Annotated in this window: 15 protein-coding genes; 4 read left to right on the forward strand and 11 right to left on the reverse strand. The window is 61.2% G+C overall.

Going from position 1 to position 24,127, the window contains the following annotated elements; all coding sequences use genetic code 11:
• Positions 1-2: 2 nt before the first annotated feature.
• Genes queD through queC form a run of 3 tightly spaced genes read right to left on the reverse strand, consistent with a single transcriptional unit; the run spans position 3 to position 1,693 of the window.
• Positions 3-359, reverse strand: a complete 357-nt coding sequence (gene queD / locus ACIBIW_RS21035) for a 6-carboxytetrahydropterin synthase QueD (RefSeq protein ID WP_399338274.1) — start codon at positions 357-359, stop codon at positions 3-5.
• Positions 360-995 carry a 7-carboxy-7-deazaguanine synthase gene (queE, locus tag ACIBIW_RS21040; protein WP_399338276.1) on the reverse strand — a complete coding sequence of 212 codons (636 nt, stop codon included), beginning with the start codon at positions 993-995 and terminating at the stop codon, positions 360-362.
• A 2-nt stretch (positions 996-997) separates the two neighbouring features.
• Positions 998-1,693 (reverse strand): 7-cyano-7-deazaguanine synthase QueC, encoded by a 696-nt coding sequence (gene queC, locus ACIBIW_RS21045; protein WP_399338278.1) that lies wholly within the window; start codon positions 1,691-1,693, stop codon positions 998-1,000.
• A gap of 463 nt (positions 1,694-2,156) precedes the next feature.
• Between queC and ACIBIW_RS21050 the strand changes: the two genes are divergently transcribed.
• Genes ACIBIW_RS21050 through dbpB (ACIBIW_RS21065) form a run of 4 tightly spaced genes read left to right on the forward strand, consistent with a single transcriptional unit; the run spans position 2,157 to position 6,243 of the window.
• Positions 2,157-2,717 carry a hypothetical protein gene (locus tag ACIBIW_RS21050; protein WP_399338281.1) on the forward strand — a complete coding sequence of 187 codons (561 nt, stop codon included), beginning with the start codon at positions 2,157-2,159 and terminating at the stop codon, positions 2,715-2,717.
• Positions 2,714-3,856, forward strand: a complete 1,143-nt coding sequence (gene dbpB, locus ACIBIW_RS21055; protein ID WP_399338283.1) for a DGQHR domain-containing protein DpdB — start codon at positions 2,714-2,716, stop codon at positions 3,854-3,856. Before ACIBIW_RS21050 ends, dbpB (ACIBIW_RS21055) begins: the two co-directional genes overlap by 4 nt.
• Complete coding sequence (dpdA, locus tag ACIBIW_RS21060) at positions 3,853-5,097, forward strand: tRNA-guanine transglycosylase DpdA (protein WP_399338285.1); 1,245 nt, start codon at positions 3,853-3,855, stop codon at positions 5,095-5,097. The genes dbpB (ACIBIW_RS21055) and dpdA overlap by 4 nt, the downstream gene beginning before the upstream one ends.
• A gap of 48 nt (positions 5,098-5,145) precedes the next feature.
• The gene (dbpB, locus tag ACIBIW_RS21065) at positions 5,146-6,243 is read left to right on the forward strand and encodes a DGQHR domain-containing protein DpdB (protein WP_399338287.1); all 1,098 of its coding nucleotides are present in this window, start codon (positions 5,146-5,148) and stop codon (positions 6,241-6,243) included.
• Between the two features lie 63 nt (positions 6,244-6,306).
• Here the strand turns inward: dbpB (ACIBIW_RS21065) and dpdD are convergent, their stop codons facing one another.
• Genes dpdD through dpdE form a run of 8 tightly spaced genes read right to left on the reverse strand, consistent with a single transcriptional unit; the run spans position 6,307 to position 23,934 of the window.
• Complete coding sequence (gene dpdD / locus ACIBIW_RS21070; protein WP_399338289.1) at positions 6,307-8,343, reverse strand: protein DpdD; 2,037 nt, start codon at positions 8,341-8,343, stop codon at positions 6,307-6,309.
• Positions 8,340-8,858, reverse strand: coding sequence for a phospholipase D-like domain-containing protein DpdK (gene dpdK, locus ACIBIW_RS21075; protein ID WP_399338291.1), 519 nt, complete (start codon positions 8,856-8,858; stop codon positions 8,340-8,342). The genes dpdD and dpdK overlap by 4 nt, the downstream gene beginning before the upstream one ends.
• Positions 8,855-13,354 (reverse strand): protein DpdJ, encoded by a 4,500-nt coding sequence (gene dpdJ, locus ACIBIW_RS21080; protein ID WP_399338293.1) that lies wholly within the window; start codon positions 13,352-13,354, stop codon positions 8,855-8,857. Before dpdJ ends, dpdK begins: the two co-directional genes overlap by 4 nt.
• Entirely contained in the window at positions 13,351-14,037 is a 687-nt protein-coding gene (locus ACIBIW_RS21085; protein ID WP_399338295.1) for a hypothetical protein, read from the reverse strand. Before ACIBIW_RS21085 ends, dpdJ begins: the two co-directional genes overlap by 4 nt.
• Positions 14,034-17,135: a protein DpdH gene (dpdH, locus tag ACIBIW_RS21090; RefSeq protein ID WP_399338296.1), complete on the reverse strand. Its 3,102-nt coding sequence runs from the start codon at positions 17,133-17,135 to the stop codon at positions 14,034-14,036. Before dpdH ends, ACIBIW_RS21085 begins: the two co-directional genes overlap by 4 nt.
• Positions 17,128-18,060: a protein DpdG gene (dpdG, locus tag ACIBIW_RS21095; protein ID WP_399338297.1), complete on the reverse strand. Its 933-nt coding sequence runs from the start codon at positions 18,058-18,060 to the stop codon at positions 17,128-17,130. Before dpdG ends, dpdH begins: the two co-directional genes overlap by 8 nt.
• A complete protein-coding gene (gene dpdF, locus ACIBIW_RS21100; RefSeq protein ID WP_399338299.1) occupies positions 18,060-20,660 on the reverse strand; it encodes a protein DpdF in 2,601 nt (866 codons plus the stop codon). The genes dpdG and dpdF overlap by 1 nt, the downstream gene beginning before the upstream one ends.
• Positions 20,650-23,934: a protein DpdE gene (dpdE, locus tag ACIBIW_RS21105; RefSeq protein ID WP_399338301.1), complete on the reverse strand. Its 3,285-nt coding sequence runs from the start codon at positions 23,932-23,934 to the stop codon at positions 20,650-20,652. The genes dpdF and dpdE overlap by 11 nt, the downstream gene beginning before the upstream one ends.
• Between the last annotated feature and the right edge of the window lie 193 nt (positions 23,935-24,127).

The raw sequence follows: 24,127 nt of genomic DNA on the forward strand, positions 1-24,127 counted from the left end.
GCTCACTCGCCTCGATACGTGCAGCCTGACGTGCACGTTTCCCGAACCGTCAGAGCCGAGAGGCCCGACAAGTTGGGCTGGAGACGCTCCCAGATCCAGCGGGCCAGGACCTCGCTGGTCGGGTTCTCCAGGCCCTCGATTTCGTTGAGGTAGTAGTGGTCAAGCTGTGCCTCGATCGGCTTGAACGTCCGCTTGAGGTCGCCAAAGTCCATGACCCAGCCAGTTTCGGAGTCAACGGGCGCCTCGACGTGCACGATCACCTTGTAGGAGTGGCCGTGCAGGCGGGAGCACTTGTGGCCCTCCGGGACGTTCGGCAGACGGTGTGCTGCTTCGAAATTGAACTCGCGAAAGATTTCCATTTACTGAATTCCCAGATATTTGTGCGTCTGGAGAGAGAGGATCCAGCGCGGGTTCTTCATACAGTAGTCGACCACTGCACGAGTGTTGGCCTCCAAGTCGGGGCCATCCATTGCTTGCAGACGGAAAAACCTGAACTCCAGATCCTCAAATTGGGCAGGGTTTCCGCCTAGTTGGGGGTACACGAGCTTCAGTTCGTCGCCCTTCGTCACTGCGAGTTCGGAGCCGATTTTGGGGCTCACGCACAGCCAGTCGATGCCCTTTGGCGGCACGCGCGTGCCGTTCGTCTCGACAGCGACCTCAAAACCTCTGACATGCAGAGCCTCGATGGCTACTTCATCGAGTTGGAGCAGTGGCTCGCCTCCCGTGCACACGACGAAGCGATACTCGGTGGACTCCGAAGGCCACGCCTGCTCGACGGCGTCAGCGAGGTCCTCAGGTGTGGCGAACCTTCCGCCGCCTTCGCCGTCGGTGCCCACGAAGTCGGTGTCGCAGAACTGGCAGATGGCGCGATGGCGGTCCTTTTCCAGTCCCGTCCACAGGTTGCAGCGAGAGAAGCGGCAGAAGACCGCTGGGCGGCCCGCGTGGTTGCCCTCCCCTTGGAGAGTGTAGAAGATCTCCTTGACCAGATAGGTCATACTCAGGCGCCCTGGTACTGCACGGGGTCGGTGACACCAGCCTCGGCGAAGCCCTTCAGGCGCAGCAGGCAGGTCTCGCAGTGACCGCAAGCACGCCCCTGCTCGTCGGGGTCGTAGCAACTGGAGGTAAGGGAGTAATCCACACCCAGACGCATGCCCTCGCGCACGATGTCCGCCTTCGACATCTCCATGAGCGGTGAGTGGATGGTGAGCTTTTGCGTGCCTTCGACGCCGGCACGGGTCGCTAGGTTGGCCATCTTGGTATACGCGTCGATGTACTCAGGGCGACAGTCCGGGTAACCACTGTAGTCGACCGCAGTTACACCAGTGAAGATGTCACTGGCGTTGACAGTTTCGGCGTACGCGAGAGCAAACGAGAGGAAGATCGTGTTACGTGCAGGCACGTAGGTGATCGGTACGCCGCCCTCCCCGCTGTGGTCCAGGGAGTCATGCTTGGGCACGTCAATGTCGGAGGTCAGAGCGGAGCCACCGAAAACTCGCAAGTCGATGTCAGCAGTGACGTGCCGGGCCGCGCCCTGGGCCTCAACCACACGCTTCGCAGCCTCAAGCTCCACACTGTGGCGCTGGCCGTACCGGAAGCTGAGGGCATACGGCGTGTAGCCCTGGTCCTTGGCGATGGCCAGAACCGTGGTCGAGTCCAGACCACCACTCAGCAAAACGATCGCAGGACGTCCCATGCCTTGCTCCCTAGTTAGACCGTCGTGTGCACGCGCCAGCCTAGCGTGATAACTGGCAGGTAGAGTAACCGCCAACAAGGACTAGTTATCGCTGGCGGGAGTCGACTGCGTGAGGCAACTATCGCTGGTGGTTACGTGTACCGACCGCAAGGTTGATGCGCCGGACGCAACTCTGCGCGCCAGGAACCTGCCGGAGGGCAGCGTGAAGCAACGCTCCAGTGACTGGCAGGAGCGCATTCAGGCCGCGACCGCGCGAGGGGGAGCCTCCCTACCCTCGCTTGCGGATCTGTACCGCGGTGATCACTGGACCCGTTCTCGCCACCTGGTAGCAGCGGCCTCGGCTGCGGGTTTCAGGACTCAGCTGTGGGTGGCATCGGCAGGGCTGGGCCTGCAGCCAGTGGAGCCAAAGACGCAGACTGCACCCGCCTATGCGGCAACATTCAGTACACGGCACGCTGACTCCGTGGCCACATCTGCGGCGGAGAACGGCCAGTGGTGGGGGCATCTTCAGGCGGCAATCGGCCAAGCCACGCTCCAGGAGCTCGGTCGGCAGGGCCCGGTACTCATGGTTCTGTCCGAGGTCTACGCGAGCGCCATGGAAGAAGAACTCGAAGCACTTGGGAATCTAGGAGGCGAGACGCTACTTATCGGCGGCTTGCGTGAGATCCCAGGAGTTCATCGAGTCCGATCCGATGCTGGGCTGAGTCACGCGCTGGGGGGCACGTTGACAAGCCTGAACGTGCGCATGGCTGCGTCATGGCTTGAGCACTCCAAGGACAGCATGCTCGCCTCACCGGCGACGCAGAAAGCATGGAATGAATGGGCGGCAGCAACCACGAAACCAGTGACGTACAGCCGAAAGCCGATGACGGATGAAGACGTGATTGTCTTCATCAAGCAGGAGACAGCGAAGTTGCCCGGCGTCTCCCGTACACGGCTGCTGCGGGCCTTGCGTGATGCCGGCAAGGCCTGTGAGCAGAGCAGGTTCGCGAATCTATACAAGAGGACCATGGGGGAACGGTGACACAAAGCGTCATCCGCCGCAGAGCACTACGGATCGAGCAAAATCCTGGCATCCCGCTTTATGTGTTTGCGCTCCAAGCAGAAGAAATTGACCGCGTGGCCGATGTGGCCCGGATCTCTCGGGACGAGGCAGGAAAACTATTCGGGTACCAGAGAGCGGAAAAGAAGCAGCATGTGAAGCAGATTCTGGAATACCTCGACAGCGAGAACGTGCTCTTCCCTAACGGCCTTATCCTTGCTCTGCCCACCTCAGTACGGTTCAGGGGAAGCCGCGGGCCGAACAGTACAGACGGCCTCTCCACGATCGGGACGTTGGAGATTCCCCTGCCGGAGTCGCCAGCTATGCCCAGGCCCGCCTTCATTGTGGACGGTCAGCAGCGAAGCCTTGCTCTTGCACGTACTCGGCGCTCCAAGTTGCCTGTCACCGTGGCTGGCTTCGTGACTGAGGACATTCAAGTACAGCGTGATCAGTTCCTTCGCGTCAACACCGTGTCACCCCTGCCTAGTAGCCTGGTGGCGGAACTGCTTCCCGAAGTGCATACCAAACTCCCGACGAAGCTGTCCGCGAAAAAGCTGCCTTCCGTCTTGGTCAGTGCCCTGAACCAGGACGCCGATTCTCCCTTCAAGGGACTGATCAAGCAGGCGTCAACCATGACGGATAAACGATCCAACGCTGTAGTGAAGGATAATAGCCTGATCTCGGCCATAGAGGAGTCCCTGAAACCGTCGGGTGCATTATTCCCGTACAAGAATCTCTCGAACGGCACGGTCGACACCGAGGCAATGCGCAACATTCTTGTCACGTATTGGAGTGCCGTGCGAGACACCTTCCCTGACGCCTGGGGCGTGTCTCCGACCAAGAGCCGCCTCATGCATGGCGTCGGCATCCGCTCGATGGGGCGGCTGATGGACCGAGTCATGGACCGAGTGCTAGCCGACGCAGAACCAGATTCGCCGGAAGCCTATGAGAGGGCTAAGGCCGAACTGGCGTTCATTAAGCCCCACTGCCGATGGACGAAGGGGCGATGGCCAGAGCTCAACACCCCATGGAATGAACTCCAGAACTTGCCGCGCCACATTAGCACCCTGTCGAACCTTTTGATTCGCATCTACCTCCAGTCAAGGATGAGCGCGTCGTGAAGTTTTACTTCCCTGATAGTCAAGACCAGATCTACCCCAGGTATGATTTTATCCATGACGAGTATCCCGACGAGCGCCATCGCCAACGAGACGACTTGTATGCTCATCAGGCGGTGAGGCCGGCCCCCTATGACGGGCTACTGGTCAGCAAGGCCATCGTGGATGGGTCGATTAAGGGAGCCGGGAAATATAGTGCTCCTCAGAGGTCGCGGCTTTATCGCGATGGCGTGAGAACCTTTTTTGGGCTGCCTGAGCCGATGAAGAGCCTAGGTGACTGCGGATCCTTCAATTACATCAATGAGGAGCGCCCACCTTACGAGACTCCTGAAGTTCTCCACTACTACACTGAGTGTCGATTCAATGCAGGAATCAGTATCGACCACGTGATCTTCGGATACCGACCGGAGGCTTCTGAAGAGGAGGTCGATCCGACGTGGGTAACGCGCCGTGAGATGTCACTCGATTATGCGCAAAAATTCTTTAAGGCCACTCGAAGCCACAATAGTCTGATTAGTGACAGGAAACTGCATCTAGAGCCAGTCGGTGCAGCCCAGGGGTGGAGCCCAGTCAGTTATGCGGATAGTGTTGTGCAACTCCAAAAAATGGGTTACAAGCGCATCGCCTTGGGGGGTATGGTCCCGCTGAAGACGCCAGAAATCATTGCTTGCCTTGAGGAAATCTCCAGGATTCGCAAGCCTGATGTCGGTTTCCACCTTCTTGGAATTACTCGCATCGACAGTATGGCGCGTTTCGCCGAGTACCGTGTCACTAGTTTCGATAGTACGTCAGCATTTCGGCAAGCCTTCATGGACGAGAAGAACAACTACCACACTGCTGACGGTTCATACGTTGCGATTAGGGTTCCTCAAGTTGACGGAAACCCTACTCTAAAGCGACTGATCTTGGCGGGTGTGGTTTCTCAGTCGGCAGCAATTAAAGCTGAACGTGAATGCCTCAAGCTGCTGCGTCAGTATAGAGATGATGAGGATTTCGACGTGCAGGAAGTCCTCGGTTCTTTGCGTGCCTATCATACCCTCATTGGTGACACTAAGAAACTAAAGAAGGTCGATGACTACAGGGAAACTCTTGTCGACCGACCCTGGGATCACTGCCAGTGTGAACTCTGCAAGAAGCACAAGATCGACATGGTCATTTTTCGCGGAACAGAGCGAAACAAGCGTCGCGGATTCCATAATATGACGGTACTGGAAGCCAAGATGCGCAAGTTGCCGCTCACGTAATCGCCCAGATCATGCACAGTACTCAAAGTAACTCAAACAGGAGATGATGTGGCCGACCGCTACGTTCTGAAAGTTCCCGCCCTCAAAGTGCTCCAAGGTGACAAGGAGATCTACTGCTTCGCTGTCGATGGCAAGAGGTTGGAAGGCTTCGCAGCCGTCTCGCGCATCCGCCGCGACAGCGAGAGGAAGCTGCAGGGGTACCAGCGGCCTGAGGTCCAGAGTCACATCCGCTCGATCCGTCGCTACCTTGAGTCTGAGGGCGCGATGCTCCCCAATGCTTTGGTTCTCGGCTTCGATGATCGCGTCACGTTCGAACCCGCGGTCCGCGGCGGCAGTGTGAGCTACTCCATTCCGGGCGAGTTGATCATCCCGGTCGACGAGTCACTGGCTGACGACGAGAAGCCGGCCTGGCTCGTGGATGGTCAGCAGCGCAGTGCGGCGATCAGGGACGCCGACCTAGCAGAGTTCCCCGTCGCGGCTGTGGGCTTCATTGCGTCTCAGGAAGAGCAGCGGTCGCAGTTCATTCTGGTCAACTCGACCAAGCCACTCCCCAAGGGGCTCGTGTACGAACTCCTGCCGGAGACCACAGCCAAGTTGCCGCGCTCGTACGCGCGCCGCCAGCTCGCCGCGAAGATCATGGTCATGCTGAACATGGGAGACGGCCCCTTCTGCGGGAGGATCAGCAGCCCCACGTCGCCAACTGGCAATATCAAGGACAACAGCATTCTGAGGATGCTAGAGCACAGCATCTACGAGGGTGCCCTCTTCCAGTACCGGAACGCCGAGGACGGCACCGGGGACGAGGAGGCGATGGTGGCGCATCTCCTGGGCTTCTGGACAGCAGTCGAGAACGCCTTCGAGGATGCATGGAACAAGCCTCCCAAGGCCTCCAGGCTGACTCATGGCGTGGGTATCCAGGCCATGGGCTTCGTGATGGATCAGCTCACCACAGGCGTCCACTACGACAAAGTCAACTGGGACAAGATTCGCATCAGCCTGCGCCGACTCAAGACGCACGTCGCCTGGACTCCAGGCGGCACGTGGAAGTTCTCGGATGGAGAGGAACGCAATTGGAACGGCCTTCAGAACACGGCCAAGGACGTCCGGCTGCTCAGCACCCACCTGCAGGCCCTGGTCGGTAAGTAGCCGAAGCCCTTCCCTTGCATTGGGTGGTCTCTCCCAGCGGGGTCAGGGAGACCACCCAATGCGCTAGCGGTCTCCTGCAGTCGAGCGAAGACCTTCGACGGCTGCTCGCAGCATGGACGCCGAGCCGCTGCCGTCCGCGTAATGGATGTGCTCGGTTCGAGCGTGCTGCGTAATGAAGCCCGTCGCCGCGTGCTTCGCGCAGCGCGTTGCGATAACGATCAAATCAGCGGAGCGCGCCTTCTGCCGAAGCTGAGGACTGCCGACGTGATCGCTAGCCTTTGTGGCGTCCACGGCGGGGGCAAGCTGCTTGATCTCCTCGGCGCAGCGTGAGAGCACGGCGTCGTCCAGGGAGTACAGCAGGACTTTCATGGGCGGAAGGTCTGAGAGCGACAGCTCACGTTCGTCGTCGGAGTCGGCCCGGTCCTGCCAAGGGAAGTCGACGCCGAGTTCTCTTGAGAGACGCTTGGAGAACGCCAAGTCAGCTTCGCTGAGCCGCCCCTGGTGCCGCCAGAGCGGCTCCAGCAGGTTGTACGCGAGCTTGCTGCGAGCGTCCACGTCTGGGCAAGCGACCAAGAACAGCCGGTCGACGAAGTCCAGCGCAATTGATGCTCGTTCAGGTGAGACCCACCGACTGCTGTAGGCGCCGATCTCATCGAGAAGTTCGGTGTAGGTGTGCGCCGAAGGGCCGCTTCGGAGCGCGATCTCTGCAAGCGCTTGGAGCACGGCGAGGTCGCCGGGACCGAACCGGTCGAAGGTGACCGCGTTCCGAATGAATGCATGAGCGGTCAGACTCGCGGGAGCTATATATCCATCGGCGTCGATGAAGGCTCCAACCGCCCGCCATACCTCTTCAGCAGCTTGGTTCTCCAACCCGTCCAGAAACTCGGCGAGAGCTGCGTCATGGGCTGCTGGTGGTGACCACGCGGTCCAACTGCGCTGTTCGACTGCTGCCTGTCCTGCACGGCTGCTGGCGGCTACCGCAGCCAGGAAGGCTGGCCAGGAGTCGATGGTCGGCAACGCTACCGATGCATCGTTCTCAGAAGCCTGCGGTGCCTGCACCGCAGCGGCGGGAGGGGCTGCCGCGCCATCGTTTGTGGCCAGGAGGCGCTGAGCGTCCTCCCAGACGGGCGAGGACATCTTGCCGATGCGGTCTGTGTTCTGCACGGCTTCCACGAGACGGCGCAGCGCAGGCAGATCTTCAAGGACTGTGGCAGCCATGAGGAGAACAGTGACGGCCTGTGTGCCGAGTTTGGCCGCATCGGTGTCCAGCAGGGCAGGCACGAAGCGGCCTCGTTCTTGGAGCTTTGCCCGTGCCGATGAGACGTCGCCCTCCGCAAGAGACTCCTCCAGCACCGTGTACACGGCGGTCAAAATCGCTTCCTTTACCGGGAGGGGAGGGTCCTGTCGGACGGCGTCGGGCAGTTCAGAGAGTTGGAGTATCTCCTCGCTGCGGCCGAGCCGGTCAAGCCGCTTGATCCTCAGGTTCGCGAGGTTGGCTGCGGTGACACCACCGGCCGCTGCCAACTGGTCAAGAACGACATTCGAGGCGGCCTCCGCGCCGGCGGAGAGAGAAGCATCAAACTCGGCGAGGAGCCGGCCGATTGGCTTGGCTACTCGCCACATCCTCGGAGGGCGGCGGGCCTGAGTCCTCTGCATCAACTCAAGTGCCCTGGCCAGATTCCGGCGGTGCTCAAGTGTGCGGCCGGTCTCCACACGGAACGTGGTCCGGTCCCCGGCGAAGTCCCGTACGGCCTGTTCGATGGGATCGCTAGGGTCAAGCCAGGCGGGCTGGATTCCGACCTGCTCGTCGTACGTAATGTAGGTCGGGCCGGCGAAGGCGCGGATCAACTCAGCCGTCTTGGCTCGCTCGCGGGGTTCTTGGGCTATGACGTACATAACGAAGCGGTCCCGGTCCGTATATGCGCGTGGCAGGACGACTGGTGCGTCGTCACCGCGTCGAAGGGCCTCAACGAACGGCAACGTGCGATCCTTGTAGCGGTACTCCGGATCGAGATTCGGCCAGACGCCGTTCCCTGGACCGAAGAAGCGGTGCAAGAACGTTTCGAGGGCTTCCCGCTGCTGAATCTGGGGCTGAGTCACGAACCACTCCTCCACCGTTGAGCCAGGTCCAGTCGCGCCTGACCGGCATCCGGTCCGCCTACCTTGTAGGTGACCAGTTCATCGTTTTTTGCCATGCCGCGTACCGTGTAGTTCATCGACCCGGTGAGAATCCATTCCTGCCCGCACAGCGTCTTCTCGTGAACATCGGGATCACGCTTGACACGCACATTATCCAGTTCTGGGGCCTCGATTCGACGCAGGAAAGCATCGTTATGAGGGTCCGGTCGCGTGACCACATGAATGCGTGCTCCCGCTCCAGCGATGCGCAGGAGGGTGTCTGACAGCCGCCAACCGCTGGGCGGGACGTCACCAAAGAGGGCGTCATAGGTGCCATGACTGTTGTCAATGACCTGGACGTCGGTGATCCATGGGGAGAGCAGCCACAGGTCGATGCTCGGGTTGAGTATCTCTGCCATCAGTGCCGCGGACAGTATGGAGTCGATGCGCAACCCCGTACGCGGACCGGTGCGCACGGTTCTGGTGAGGTCCTTCACTGGGTTGCCTCCCGCAATTCCACCCGTACACGGAGTTCATCTCGATGTCTGCTGTAGCCACGGACCTCGCCATGGACTCGCAGGACATCCTGGTCCACCGGCAGCGCCGGTACGCGGACCAGAGCTTCCGCCAGGGCCTGCGACTCGCCTGCGGGGCAGACGAGTTCCGTGGCACCGTTGTCAGTCAGGGCCCTTTGATAAGCCAGGACCCAGTCGCTCGCTGTGACGTCCACCTCAGGCACACGGTCGTTGTGAGCTTCGCGCACGAGGAGGCGATCGAGTACGGGGGCGACGGCGTAGGGCTGGTAGTGCTGGATGCCTTGTGTCCGAGCTTGGCGTCCGCGAGGCCAGAGCATGCTGAAGGCCTGGTCGGCTGTCAGACGCCTGCTGCCGTCCACATTCAGTTTTTCGTCGCCGACCGCGAAGGCAATGACGTTGGCGTCGACCTCAATACCGAGCCTCTGCTCCAGTCCTGACCAGGCGTCGACCATGGCGAGAGCCTGCGCGTCAGTTTCGGGTCCGGACCCTGGCCGGAGAAGGCGGGCCGACAATGCTGAAACCGCAGTGCGACGAGGTCGGCCGTCCAATTGTTCCCACGCGGCTAGGAGAGTGCTCAGGGCCTCATGGGCCGCTACGGCATTCTCAGCTCCGCGTAGTGCGCGCATGGCTTCTGCCGCATCTCCCCCGGGCTCGTCGGCCAGGTTACGGAGCAACTGGGTGAGTGTGGCGTCTACGTACTCGTAATCGCTCGGGGCCAATGCACTAGTGACAAGTGCCCAGAATCGGCGAGGGTCCTCCCCGTAGAAGCGCAGCAAACTCTCCACAACGCCCAGGCCCCCTACGGAGGTCTCGCTGAGCCACACAGCGGTCGGCTCGCTGGAGGTGGCACCGGACGCTACATCGACGATCAGGTCACCGTCCTGTGCATCGGGGCAGGCACGCTGTGCGGCAGCGAGGATCCCCGCGGCCACCGTGTCGCGATAGGCGCGCTGAGCCAGGTCCTCCGTCTGGGTTGCAATGTCCGGGTCAACGAGATGCTCCGACGCACGGTCAACGGCGGCAAGTACTCGTTCGTCGCGCAGCAAGTCCGTGAGCCCGTCAATCAGCCGCGCATTCTCCAAGGAACGGTCGGGGTCGCTGTTGTCGCGGTAGAGGACGCTCAGGATACGCGACAGCTTCCCCATCCACCCTTCGCTTGCGAGTGATGCTCGAATCTCCTCCGGTGTACGGGACCCCTTGAGACCTTCGAGCGCGAAGGCTGTGAGATAGACCTGACCAAGCCACGCGCGCTGGAACTTGTTCGCGATGTCCTCGAGAGCAGGATCCTCGGCGAAGGCGTAGGAAAACGCGAGGGACCGCCACTGCGGAGACGACAAGTACTCCCTGACGGCAGGGTCTGAGGTGCTCAGAGGCCTGAGCAGGATCTGAACAGCGTCGACGCTGAGCCTGAAGCCAAGTGCGGCCGGCTTGCCGTGCAGCTCGTAGTAGACCCTGCGTGCCTCGACCTCACCGTGCTCAAGGGCAACCTGGCAATCGGCACCGATGGTCATGCGCCGCATCTCGATGGGGTTGCCAGCAGCATGCGTGGCGAAGCGGACAGCCTGCACACGCTCGTGCCACAGAGACGGGTTAGGAATGTCCGCTGGGGCCGGAGGGGCCTCTTCGGCCATAACGATCTGGGTGCCCCAAATGGGGAGACCCTGCGAGCGGTCGGAGATCTCCTGGCTGGGCTGCGCCAGCTTCAACTGGGTGGGCCGGAAGACTTGAAGCCCTTCCGGTGCGTAAGCATCGGGGTGCCAGGTTCCTTCGGGGTCGGCGTGCTGCACGATCTGGGGCAGCGGCAGAGTGTTGCTGCCAGCGGGCGGTACTGGGAGCCAGGTGCGGTGCTCGTCTCGCCGGTGCCCGAATCGGCGGCTGACTCGCCCCGGTACGGCCTCACGTAGCGCCCTGGCGATCGGCAACTGTTCCAATGTGTCGTTCGTGGTGAATGGTAGGAGGAGTTCGACCTCGGGCAGATTTAGCGGCTCGAAGAGTGTGCGAGTGATGAACTCGGGGAGGAGAGAGCCCTCCTTTGCGCCCGGGTCGATGCGCTGAAAGGACCAGTCGCTGCGTAGTCGCCGTAGCGCCGTGGGTACGACGGACAGCAGCAGTGATCGGGGCTGCTCCCACAGCAGGGCCTGTACCTCTTCCGCGTTGATCTGGAGAGCCCTCCCCAAGTGCTGGGCGAGTTCGTCCTGCAGATCAGGCCTATCGAGAATCGCCTGGAGCAGCGATGTCAGCATGTCGTGCCCTGGCCGGTCCTCGCTGCGCACGGAATGACCAGGGGGTGCTTTGAGGATTTTTCGGGGGTCGGCCCACAGCTTCCTGTAACGGAGCTTGCGGCTCGCCCAGTCCAACAGTGACTGGGTAGCTTGGATCTTGAGAACGAAACGGTTGCCGATCGGCAGGCTTCGTGCGGGCACTTGCGGTGCGAAGAGCGTCTCGTAGGCCTGGTAGGCGAGTCGGTCCCGGCCGTAGTCAGACAGGGTGACCACCGTGATAGGGCGTGTGCCGCGCCCTCGGCCTGCGCGGCCTCGGCGTTGGATGAACGCGGCGGCATCACGGGGTGCTTTGTGCTGCATGACTAGGCCCACGCGTGGGTCGTTGAAGCCGACTTCCAGGGAGGCGGTCGCGACGGTCAGGTTCGCGTCATGATCGACCCCGACATCCTGAGATGACGTACGGCCGACGTGCAGGTGGTGCAGTTGCAGGGTCGGGTCAAGGTCATGACCGATCTTCTCGACAATGTCCCACGACTGGCCGTCCAGGTAGCGCGCAGCGTGCTCGTTACGTTCAGAGGAACGCAGGCCGGCAAGTACGGGTCTGCGGCCGTTGCGGCGACCGGCCCGGTTCTGGCCACCCTCTGCATCGCGCAGGTCGTTGTAGAAGCGATTCGTGACATCTAGGTCATCCGTGAAGAGGAAACCCGTGGAGCCGTACAAGTATTGCCCTCTGTCCAAATCGAGCATGCGGCCGTGGAGCATGGCTACTTGGATCGATGCAGACAGCAGGCTCGTTCCGGATACGGGATCGCCACGGAGAGCCAGGGCGTACTCGCGGCCCTCGGAGTGCATGGCGTCATCGGTCGGCTCAATCGGATCGACATCGCCCGGTCGAAGGCCGACGAGTTGAGCGAAGAACTTGTCCGCGTCACGAAGGGTCGCGGAGAGACCGACGAACGTCATGGGCCGACGGGCCGCCTCACGCCAGCGTCGCAACAGGAGAGCTACCTGTGCGCCGTGAAAGCCGCCGTAGGTGTGAACCTCATCGAGAAGCACGAGCGCTGGAGCCGAGTTGCTGCCACACCAGCCGAGTAGCCATTCCAAGTAGCTGTCGCCGCTGTGGTTCAGCATCTCCGTTGTGGTGAACAGCAAGTCGGGCGGATTCCTCTTGAGGGATTCGCGGGTGAGCGCAAGGCGCTGGTCCTTCAAGGTGTAGCCGCACCTGATGCAGCTCAGTTCCTCACGGCCTCGCCTACGGTCTTCGTCCGTCCACTGGAGTTCCCCAGTGCCACAGTCTTGGGCAGGACACGGAAGATATGGGCATACGACGCCGAGGGGGGTGCGTTTCCAGGCAGTGGCGAGCCCTGAGTTCGGCTCCAATCGGCGATCCTGAGCGTTCCATGGGGTGTCACCGTAGAGCGCCCCGACTCGGATGGGGCGACGCCTGCACTCGTGCAGCGCCAGTTCGACGTCGTCGACAGACCGGATCGACTCTCGTAGCTGATCGCGCAGAAGTTCCTTGCGTGGATAGAGCGCCAGTGTGTGAACGCGCTTTGCTCGACCAGAGGGCATGTGTTCTGCCATCGCCGCGAAGGCCGGCAAGTAGAACGACAGCGTCTTGCCGCTACCTGTACCAGCGCCGACGATGATTCCCTTGGACTTCTGGGAGTTGAGCGAAGTGAAGACGGAGCATGTGGCATCCAGTTGGAAACGTGCCAGCTTCCGGCCTCGCAACTGAGCTGCTGCCACCCGCTCTTGGACTTCACCCCAGTGGGGCAGTTGCGCGAGTTCGCGGAGAGCGTCGGATGCAGAAATGTCCCGATGCGGGTAGCGACGCGGTGCTACGTGCAGCCGATAGTCAGCGACGAGGCGCCGCTGGTGCTGCCACCAGCCAGGTCGCTCCTCCTCTGCCCAGCCACCCCGGGCAAAAAGCTGTCGGAGCCCGGTCGTGAGCCTGAGTGACTCCGCCAAACGGGTGCGATACCGCGGCGGTGACGTCACAGGCACCGGCACCTCGAACAGCAAGGCACGGAGCAGGAATTCCTCGAGCACAGCGTCAGCGGACATGCCGGGCGGGGCATTCTCGTGACTGTGCAGGAGGATATCGATGGTCTCTATGACTTCGGCCTGGGAGAGAGCCGACTCCGTGACACCCCAGGACAGCAACGGCAGTTCGCGGTCTTCCAGGTGGTTCAGGAGTTCGTTCGCGAAGCGAACATCAAGGTGCTCTGTCACGCGCCCGTCCTCTGTAGGGTGATGTGGATATCCATCTCAAACTGACGCAACAGCGCAATGTCGCCATCTGTGATGTCGCGGAGCGTGGGACTCGGGCGCTTCTCAAGCCGTTCCAACAACTCCAGCAGTTCACTGGGAGGATCACTCTTGTCGTGCAGAGACTCCGCGAGGAGGGCATACGTGCTTTTGAACAGCCTGATGTCTGCCTGGGACAAGCTCTTGGCAGCAACGGTCTGACGAAGTTCCCTCTCGCGGCCACGGGCTGCCTCACTCTCGTCGCGAGAAAGCATGGGGATACGCGCCAGAGGGAGTTCGGCGACTTGAATGGACGCCCAGGCGATCCAAGCCTCCCTGTTATCGGTGCGGAGCTTGTCCTTGATCTCTTGCGCCTTACGCCTTGCGGTATTAAACACTGTGTCACTGGGCAACCCATTTAAGGCCTTGCGCTCGAACGCGGTACGCGCAATATTAATCCCCGTCAGGTCGGGCTCACGCATGGCGCCCATAGCCGCAAGCATGCGGCTCAACTCAACCTGTCCTCTGAGTTCAGCCAACGCCGCGCGGAGTTCCTTGGTACGGCTCAGCACCCGAGTTGCTTCCTTCTCGCCGACAGCACCTGCGGCGATCTGACGGGCACGGTTCTGCAACTGTACGGCCTTGTCATACACCGACAAGCTAGTCACCGGTCCTCCCTGCCATCTTCGTCGGACGGGGCAGCGGTGATCGCTTGCCACTCCGCACAGATGTGCCCGACGTCCTCCGCGGCGCTGTCGCCTGCTGAGCCACTCGATCGTGATTCGGCGCTGGCAAGGGCAACATCCAGCCAGTCGCTAGCGACGCTGAGTAGCTGTTGAATCGCCCTGAGTGAGCTTCCGTGGTCTCTGACAGCGGCTATTACGCGCGCCTGGTGGTGAGATGAGGAGCCGCGGCTGTCGTCAGTTGCCTTGGCCAACTCGTCTTCGAGCAAAGAAACGCTCGTCCAGTCCGCCCTCTTGCCAGCTTCAAGCAGAGCTTCAAACCGGCGCGACTGCTCGGCTGTCAGCGGGAGCCCAACCTCTCGGGCCGCGTTGAGCGCGTCGCGGATCCCCGACATGGCCTGAACGGCTGTGGTGCCGCGCGGCTGACGGCTTCGGATCGACTTGAGCAATTCCTCGTGGCGGGAGAGTTGGTCCTGGATGATGGTTGGCCAGGACGAGAACCCCGTGACGGCTGGCTTCACCCACTTCGGAATGTCCAGAGCCTCAGTGTCCCAACCCCACGAGGAAGCAGCCCTGTCGAGCAGTGGCAGAACGCGCGCGGCGTCCACCATGTTCACGGCGCCGATGCCTTGAGTGATGCCGACGGCGTAGCGCAACTGCTTCACGAGTTCAACTCGTGCTCGTAGGTGTGACTGGAGGACGTCCATCCACCTCTCAGCACGCAGGGCGTCGTCATCTCGATGCCACCCTTGCCCATCGTCAAGAACGGCTGCAACAAGTCCCGAAGTGGGCATTCCGGGCCACGCTTTGCCAGCCAGTGCCGCACCGAGCAGCGATGCACGGAATCCTGCAACGAGGTGATCGTCGGTGACTTCCATGTGCTGTTGCAGCCGTACTGTCAGGTCCCGACTGTGACTCTCGGCTAGGAACGCCAGCCGCCGGATGTCCTCCGCTCGTCCAGGTAGATTTCGCTCAGCCTTTAGCAGGGAGTCGAAGAACCAACTGTCCTTTGGGCGGCGGGAGAAGGTGATGGGTGCATTCTCAACGCCGACCAAGTTCTCCTTCGCCCCCTCGATGGATACGACGGTCGCCTTAGCTGGCCATGCGGCCCGTCGCAGTTCGGTGGTACCCACCTCGCGCATCAGAGGGGAGTTCCACTGATATCGCTGCACGACCGCGGTGGCGACGACGCCGCGGACTCGGCTTGCAGTGGCGGTGTCCAGCCCACCTTCTCGGGTGACCCACTCGTCTACCGTCTCCAGCATGCGCTGAAGTTCCCGCGGCAACTCGCCACGCTTTACCTCGGCCCCCGTCTTGGATCTTGCCTGGGCGGCACCCGTCTCATCCAAATTGGACGGAGCAAGTGACGGACGGGCTTGGCTCTCTTCGTCATCGAGCGGCTCAAGAGAGAAGGCCTCCAAAATGGTGGGGTGCAGATCGTTGATGCTATCGGGGGCGTCGCCCCAGAATTCAAGGACGAGCTTGCGTCGTTCCACAGAGGCAGGGGTGTGATCCTTCTCCGCGATGAATCCGAGCACATCCCGGCTCATAAACTTGTCAAGGTTCGTTGGACGGAATCGCTGTCGGAACAGAGGATCCGGGAACTCGCCCTGCTGTATGGCTGTGGCGTGCTCCACCAAGACTGGACGCACGACACTGCCCAGGACAATGCGTGGATTGAAAGACCATGGCTTGGCCTGGTCTGCCGTGGCATGAACGGCTCGGATAAGTGCCGACTCGTTGAAGGGGTACAAGCCGTACCCCTCAGCGGTGGCACCGAACGTCTCGTGACAATCCGTCTTTAGCTGGCAACTCGCGCATTTATTGGGGATCTCGTTGCCAGTTGCCTGTTCCAGGGCTTCGCGGCCGACGCGCCCTGCATTCAAGTAGCGGCCGACGAACTCGGCGATGTCTGCTCGTCCAGTCTCTTCTGGGCTGAAGGGGACATCCAGGTGATAGACGTATCCAGTGCCAGCTTGAATTCGGGTCAGGACGGTCTCGTCCAAAGACTGGAAGTAACCTGTCGTTACGGCCATGAGCGTTCGGATAGGGGCGAGAGCGGTACGGCCTTCGCGATTTGCAGCTTCTACTACGGCATCGAGGAGGTCGCGTTGGACTCCCTGGATTAGGGCGAAGTCCTCGATGAGCAGAACGATTTCCTTGCCCTGCCGGTGATACTCCTCTCGTACCTGCTTCATCGCCTCAAGGAGTCGGCCTGCCCCGAGATTGGCGGCACTTTTGATTGCGGCTTCGAGATGCTTGTTGAGCAAGCCTACTGCAAGGCCCTGGAGGTCACCGCGCGTGCTGATGGTGCCGAGAAGGCGTTGTGCCATTCCAGACGCGGACTGGATGTCGCGAATGTCAAGCGGGAGGTCGCTGACCTCGAAGCCTTCTGGCCGATCGGCTTGACCTTCTTTGCGATTGTGAATGAGTTGATGCGCTAGTTCAGGAACGAATTTTCCAGGTGTGAGCAACTCCGTGCGAACATGCGGGTCGAGGAGTACCGCAGCAAGTTTTCCAGGGCCGACAAGCATCCGGGCCAGCGGGCTGGACTCAGAGTTCGGAGAAGTGCCTTCGAGTGCCTCGCTCAGTTCATTGAGGATGCGCCTTGCCAGGGACTCCTCGTCGATGCCTTCTGTGAACCTATTGATATTCTCTTTGAGTTGATCAAGGTCGCTGCTCTCTGCCTGCGCGATGAGCGTACTGACGACTGCCTTAAGGCTGGTCTTGGACTTCTCCAAGTAGATGATTTCCCGCTTGTCCGAGCCTTCCTTCTTCATGGCCAACTCCTCACGCACCCACCGGACGAGGTGGGACTTCCCTGAGCCGGATTCGCCTACGACGGGCATGAGCAGGGACCCGCTGTCCGCCTGGAGCGCCATGAAGTCCTCGAGAACTGCCCTTTCGCCGATCGGATCGCCTTCGAGGACGAGTTCCTTGCCGTCCATGATTCGGGCACGTTTGATGCGCAGCGGCGCATGGGTGGCCAAGAAGACGGATCTTGAAGGCCCAACTGCCTCGGTGTTGATGGTAGAGGACGCCACTGCCGGTTCCCAGCAGAGCATTCCCCGGAAATCAGCCATAACAGGGCTCCAGAATCGTGATGTCGCTTACCGGGCGAGGACTCCCGGGCCGTTCCGGGTCGTGCAGGAGCAGGATCTGGCGAGCGTCGTCGTCTTGCTCCAGGCGGATCCACTTCTCGTCGTGACCACGCAGGAGAGCGAACGAGAGTGCGGCGCCAGCCACGTTCTCGCCGGGGCTGGTGATCCCCACGGCGAGCGAGTGGGCGCCGCCAGGCAGCACAGGTAGATTATCCCGCAGAACCTGCAATGCCTCAATGGCATTGACGCGCTGTCCGGCTGGCCACAGTTCGGTCATGGTTTGCTTCACAGCCATGGTGCAGTCTGGGAGAAGCGGACTGCTGCCCTCGCTGCGGAAGAGGGGAGCAGCGGCGAGGCCAAGGGCGGGGGCCCAATAGCCAAAGCGGAGCCAACGAGTGGGGTTGGCGAAGACGGGAAATACCTCGGGCCTCAGTAGTCTGCGGTCCTTACTGTCCTTCTCATCCAGCAGTAGTTCTGCAGTTACCTTGTCGATCGGTTGCTCCATAGGGTCGTGCATGAGGAACCAGGCGAGCGCGCGAGTGAGGTCCCGGGGGCCAGTAGCGTCGTTGTTCTCACCCAAATCCTTGTTGTAGTCCACTTTGAGAACTGCGCGACGCAGGAGGCGCGTGTAGCCCTCCAAGTCATCTCTGCTGTTGAGTGACCTGCCTTGGTCGGTCAGCGCGAGTCTCTGCTTCTCGATATCAACGTGCACCAACTCCAGAACTTGAAGCGAACTGATCGCGCAGTCGAAGGGCGGCTTGGTTGACGTGTCCTCTGAGCGCAGCGACGGAGGGCTAACCAACGCTCGTGCTTCGTCCAGGGCGATGCTCTTCCCCAAATAGGTAAGAAGGCGCACTACCGCCCACGTCTGAGAGGGGATGGCTGCGTCTACGTTCAGGAGAGTCATCAGAGTTCCTCCAAGGCCCGGCGAATCGACAAGTTCGCCGGGTGGACATCGACGAGTGGTGTACGTCGGCGTTCTGGGTGATACATAGCCCGCGGGTGGATCAGGTAGGTCGGTGCATCCCAGGCGAGGCGTCTAGCGATCTGAGACTCTGGGGTGTCTGTGTTCGGGTCCGCCATCCAGATAATAGGACCAGCCCAGTCCGAGAGGAGGGCTCCGTCATCGTCGGTGATCACGGTGCGGGTGCGTCCTGTCGTCCTTAGTTGGCTTCGGAGGCGGCTGTCCAGGCCCGGCCCTCCGACCACGCAAATCCTGCGGCGAACAAGGCTCTCCACGAGCCGTGCCGCCAAGGCGTGGTCTTTGGAATCCTCCCACCACAGGCTCAGGCATTGACGGTTTCCGAAGTACGATGCCAAGGGCAGATGCCCGTAGCTCTCAGGCGCCGGGATCAGGGGCTGGGGTTCTCCAGCAAGCCGGTAGAAACCTGATGGAAGCAGCGTGGCTGTGGTCCTGCAGCGAGGACAGCCACGGCAAGTGATACCGGTGCGGCGATAGCCATCGCCGTCGGGGATACGGTAGTACGCGCCCAGCAGGTCGCCGATGCACCGGTCGCCCCGCAAAGTGGCCTTCAGCTCAAGGAGTCCGGAAGATCGACTATGCAGTAGTTTTTGACGTTCGCCTTCAAAGCGGTAACGAAATTTCTCAGGGTTTCTGGCGTCGGAGTCGAGGAGTTCCACATCTGCGTACGCGTCAGCCGTGCCGTAGAATCGATCTAGTCGTTCTATCCAAAAGACATCTGACTCGTCCTCAGTCCTTTCGGGCGCCTGAGGTGGATGGACCGCCACGATTCCCGATCTCATCATGAGGTTCAGGATCCGAATGTTCCACTGCCGGTTTCGCTGAAAGCCCTCGTTCATGTCAGGAGGGTAGGAATCCAAACTTACCCGGTGACGGTTCTGGACAGCGGTTCGGCTGTGGAACATTGCCTCCCATCGCTGCCACGCGCGCGCGGCACCGATGATCACTTCGTCGCTCATCTTGTTGGCAATGCCTTCGTCACTGCGTGTGGTGGCCATGTATGCGATGGCTGGGCTTCCATCGCGCCCAGCTCGGCCGATTTCTTGGTAGTAGCGGTCCACGGTTTCCGGCAGGCAGGCGTGCACAATCGTCTTGACATCGTCGAGGTCCACGCCAAGGCCGAAGGCAGAGGTGCCCACCACGACGTCGTACTGCGACTCGACCTCGCTATCAGCGGTCCTGCCGGTCCACCCCTCCAAAGCATCCCGCCGTTCTAGGTCGGTGGAGTCACCAGTAACGCTAGCTACGCGGCGGAGACCGTGGTCGCGAAGCCGTCCTGTCCACTCCTGCGCATCTACGACCTTGGTGGTGTAGAGAATCATCGGCTTCGGCAAGTATGAGACCGCATTGAGGACGGCGACCGCACGGTCGGCCTCGCTCCGGAAGCTGTCGATGTAGTAACTCGGCTCGTGACGCAGTTGGGATGCCCAGACGATCCTCGCCTTTTGCGGCGAAGCGAACAGTGCGTCGAGCGTCTCGACCTGTTGCCCAGTGAGCGTTGCGCTCATCGCGACGGTCACCGGCTGTCGGCCCTTTGGTGCCTTGCTGAGCCAGATACGTCGGTGACTTGACATTGTCTGGAAAGCGGTGCGGAAGCTGCTGCCCCACTGCTCGACCAGATGGGCTTCGTCAATCACAAAGTAGTTGAATAACCCAGCCTCGGCTGCGTCCTCCAAGGGTGCCTTCAGGCTCTTTACCAGAGCCTCAGGTGACGTGAACACCAGCCGCTGGCGACCAGCGGCGATGTCGTCCCGCATCTGCTTCCGGTCTCCGTCGGACAGCCCGCTGGTGTACGCGTATCGGCGCGTGGGGTTGTGATGCCCGTGCTCTTCAAGGATCTTGAAGGCGCGCCGTTCCAGGTCTGCGGCGAGAACACTTGTGGGCACCACGATTACTGATACGCCGATGCTCATGCTTGCCAGCAGCATGGGCGCCACCGCTACTGCGGTCTTTCCATGCCCCGTGGGGAGACAGATGATCGTCGTACTTCCTGGCTCGGCAAGTGCAATAGTCCTGGCGGCTTGCCGCTGGCCGACCGATGCATAGTGACTGTGGTCATCACCGAGGGTGGTCGTGAAGAAAGGGTCGGCCGGGTACGATTCCATTTTGCGACGGTGCGGTGAGTCCTCTCCGAGATAAATCTGGCGAAGGTCCTCTTGAGCCGCCTGGTGCGAAACATCGTCTGGCACAGGTGGATGCCACGGTAGCGCGTTCACCCACAAATTAACGCCGCCGTCGCGAATCGCGGTTTGGCAGTGCATTTCTTCCCACTGTTCGCGACTAGGCAGCCGCGGAAGTAGTGGGACCGTGAATCCAGTTGTGTTCTCACGCGCTTGGGCTTCGAGCAGGATCTGTCGGGTCAACGAGGCAATGTCTCTCCACCCGCTGGATGTACTGGCCAGAGCATCACGGAGCCTGCGCAACGTCCCCTTTGAGTCGGCGATTTCGGGGAGTTGCTGTTGGTCTCGGTGCTTGGACAAATGATCGAAGAGCGTTCTGGCGCCGGTCCAATTGTCAGTTGCCACGACACACCCTTCTGAGCCCCGTCTTCACCAAGCAGGTCGCAGATATGAGCCGAACCGTCGGTTCGCTCAGTGCCTGCACCAGCGCATCGGTGATGCCAACTTCAAGCAGGTAGCTCTCTTCGTCTCCTAGGAGCCGGCCAGCTGCTTGTCGGGCTTCCGCCTGCGCTTTCGCTACGGCGAGGCGCTCCTGCCCCTGCTGCTGGGCCAGGTCTGCCCGTTCAGTCAAGTTGGTCACTCGTCTGAGTTGAGTTCGGGCGACCTTCTCAGCGGCACGTGCGGAAGCTTCGTACCCGGGCTGGCCGTCGAACAGGCCCAACAACTCGTGGATGTTGCTAGCGTTGTAGTTGTGGTCTGTAGTCCTGTATGGAGCATCCAGCCACTTCTGGGTGTTCTGGTCGGTGAGGGCCTCGGCTGCTCCTGCTAGCACCCAAGCCTTGAGCGTGAAGGGCGGAAGGAGCTGTTCGGCCTGACGCCTCAGCGCTGCTTCAGCGTCGCGGGGATTCTGCACGCGAGGCAGTACCAGTTCGAGTGCCGTGGAGATGTCGGCTTCGACGAGGAAGTCGAACCCGAAATGAGGTTCTGGCTCGCCTCGGTGGCTGAGATCTGCGCGCCAGAAAGCCGTGGCCTGGCCGCGGTCGTCGCACCATACAACGTTGGCGAGCATGTCGACGAGTGGATTCCCGATACGGAACAGCCGTGTCCCGGGGACTTTGAGCGCTTCGGACCTACTGAACGTGCCCTTGGCCGAGCCTTCTGTGAGGCTCCGTCGGCCATAGAGGTGCGGAGAGATGAGGGTACCCGATGTGAGGTCGAAGACCTCACACATGCAATTCTTGATCTTACGGGTGGTGTGGCGAAGTTTGATTCCGTCGGAACTTCCTTCACCTGTGTATCCCAGCATGGCTTTGCGGGTGGCGTCCCAGCTAGCTTCGAACGTTGCCAGGCGCTCGGCGAAGTCAATGTCGTGAGGGGACGTGCTGAAGATCGCCTCAAGGGTGTCCATGGTGTTGATCTCGCGGAGGGCCTTGGCGAGTGTCTCCTGCACTGTCTCGGAATAGCCGAGCAGTCCTTCCGGCCCGTACTCAAGGGCCTCTCCCCAGATGTTTGGAAGGCCTTCTGCGATGGCGTCCTGGAGCGTGGACACCGAACCGCCGAAGATCCGATATCCATCGACGAGCAACGACAGCCATGCCTCAGTGTGCGCTTCAGCATCCGTGAGGACGAACTGGAGTGGTGCCTGGCGTTGCCGGTGGGACTCGACGTAGCGGTCGGTCCGGCCGAGACGTTGCTCAAGTTGATTGGGCGACCACGGCAACCGAACATGGATCAGGGTCTGGGCGGTCTGGAGATTCAGCCCGTCCTCGGCGGAGTCATCCGCAATGAGTACGGCAGTCTTCTGGCTGGGTTGCCGCCATGCAGTAGTGGCTGACTCTGATGCGTCGGGTCCCGCGCTGCGGGTGTGCTCAAAGAAGCCGACCTTGTCGAACCGTTTGCGTAGACGCGCGGTGAGTGTCGAAGCGAGTGAGCCTGGTCCACAGAAGACGATAATGTGTCCTCCCTTGCGCAGGGCAGGGAGGAGATCGTTAATGAGGTCGTCGACTTCAGACGCGTGGGTTTCATCTGTGATCTCTGATTCGAGCCTCTCCAGATTTCCCGCCTCGTGGGGTGTCACTGGCACGCTGGAAAGGTGGTCTCGCTCACGGGCACTCAGGCCAGCACGTTGAGCGGCGGCTTCGTCACCGCGGACCCGCCAGCGAAGGGCGTCGAGATGGTCGGTGGACGGGCCACCGAGACGGGATGCGAGCACGGCCAGGGCCATGGCGTAATCGGAGCGCTTGTTCTCCAATTCTTCATCAAGAAGATATCCCCATAGTTGGGTCTGCCATTCCAAGAGGCTGTCCCCGGCCGGGAAATGGTGCTTGGCTGTCAGCTTCGTGGGCTCCGCGCGTCCGCGCACCTCGTAGGGGACAGCCGCTGAGTCCTCGTTCTGGTGGAGTACGTTCAACCGGCGGTTCCTGATCACGCGCCGGTGCAGACGGTACGTCTCGCTGATGTGTGCCCGAAGAGTAGCGACGTGCGCCGTGAGATTCCGTACCCCCGCCTCCGACTCGTCGAGGAGGTTCTCCTCCTCGCCAAAGAGGGCCCGCACTTGGGCGGCCAGATGCTTGAAGCGGGCGTCTTCTGGGGGCAGCAGCGCCTCGATGATGTTGATCGTGGACGGAAGCAGCGGATAGAAGTCTGCGTTCAAGCCGAGGACGTGGTTGGCCAACTCGGCCCGGTCGTTGTACCGCTGCTCGAACGCTTCCCGCTCGCTCCACTTGTATACGTCGGGATCAAGTAGATGCAGGAGTCCCAGATGTGTGGTGTGGCGGGAGGTGACCGGCGTCGCCGACAGGAGCAAGAGCTTTGACGCTGAGTGCGCGAGATCGCGGAGCGCGCAGTAGGTGGGGTCAGAGTCATCACGGTCTTGGACCAACTGGTGGGCCTCGTCGACCACAAGGAGATCACGTTTGAGGTGCTGCTCCCACACCTCGGAAGCGTCGTGGGAGATGACCTTTACACGACTCGGGAAGTCATCGGTAAAGAACTTCGTGCGCAGTTCGGCCACCCACTGCCGACGCAGAGCCTCGGGAACGAGGAATGTCACGCGCGCCTGCGGGTTGTCAATCAAGGTCTGCAGGGCCACATACGCAGCCTCGATGGTCTTACCGAGCCCGACCTCATCTGCGAGTAGGTACCGCTGGACGGGGTCAGAGAGCACGGTCAGTGCGGCGCGGACTTGATGTGGGTAGATCTCGGCGGCAGCGGCCAGCAGCGCCGGTGTACTCGCACTCGCTGAGCGTTGAGCGACCAGGTTGTGCAGCATCGGAATGCGCGCGTTGTAGAGGTGCCCGGATTCGTTGCCGCCGGACACGAGAACCTCTAGAGGGTCACGTACGGGCTTGTTCCAGCGCACACGGAGTTCGGCTTCTCGGACCGGCATGTCGTAGCCGGCGTTGGGGAACCGGACGAAGTACCCCTCAGCGGTCGCGTCCAGGACGCGCCCGGGCATCCACTCGTCGGTGCTGGGGTTGTGACGAAACACGCGTGTTTGAGGCTTCAACCGCACTCGCGTGCATACGACAGCGGGGACCGTCTGGGATTCGATCGTGGGCTCGGCCGTGGACTCGAAGAAGTCCACGCGCAGCAAGCCATCGGTGATCGCGCCGACTCGTCCGAATCCAGGGGCTCCCTGGAACTCGACGAGGTGTCCGACTGCGAAGCCCGAAGACATCTTCTGGTCGCCCCCACCTGCTCGTATGACAGTGCTTACGAGCCTAGACGGAGGCACTGACAACAGCGTCAAAGAGGGCAGACGTAGATTCGCGCAAGTATTCGAGAGTGGCTGAGGTGTGCCGCACTACCCGGCCACTCAATGCGCGGCATAGTAGAGCAAATTAACGCAAAATGGACACGAAGGGAGGGTG

Origin of the sequence: Streptomyces sp. NPDC050560, from assembly GCF_044457285.1 — a bacterium.
In the GTDB taxonomy this organism is placed as follows: domain Bacteria; phylum Actinomycetota; class Actinomycetes; order Streptomycetales; family Streptomycetaceae; genus Streptomyces.

Excerpts from the sequence above, each read along its gene's own strand:
- queC (WP_399338278.1), bottom strand. The coding sequence starts at position 1,693 with ATGGGACGTCCTGCGATCGTTTTGCTGAGTGGTGGTCTGGACTCGACC.
- queE (WP_399338276.1), bottom strand. The coding sequence starts at position 995 with ATGACCTATCTGGTCAAGGAGATCTTCTACACTCTCCAAGGGGAGGGC.
- dpdE (WP_399338301.1), bottom strand. The coding sequence starts at position 23,934 with ATGTCTTCGGGCTTCGCAGTCGGACACCTCGTCGAGTTCCAGGGAGCC.
- dpdG (WP_399338297.1), bottom strand. The coding sequence starts at position 18,060 with ATGACTCTCCTGAACGTAGACGCAGCCATCCCCTCTCAGACGTGGGCG.
- queD (WP_399338274.1), bottom strand. The coding sequence starts at position 359 with ATGGAAATCTTTCGCGAGTTCAATTTCGAAGCAGCACACCGTCTGCCG.
- dpdH (WP_399338296.1), bottom strand. The coding sequence starts at position 17,135 with ATGGCTGATTTCCGGGGAATGCTCTGCTGGGAACCGGCAGTGGCGTCC.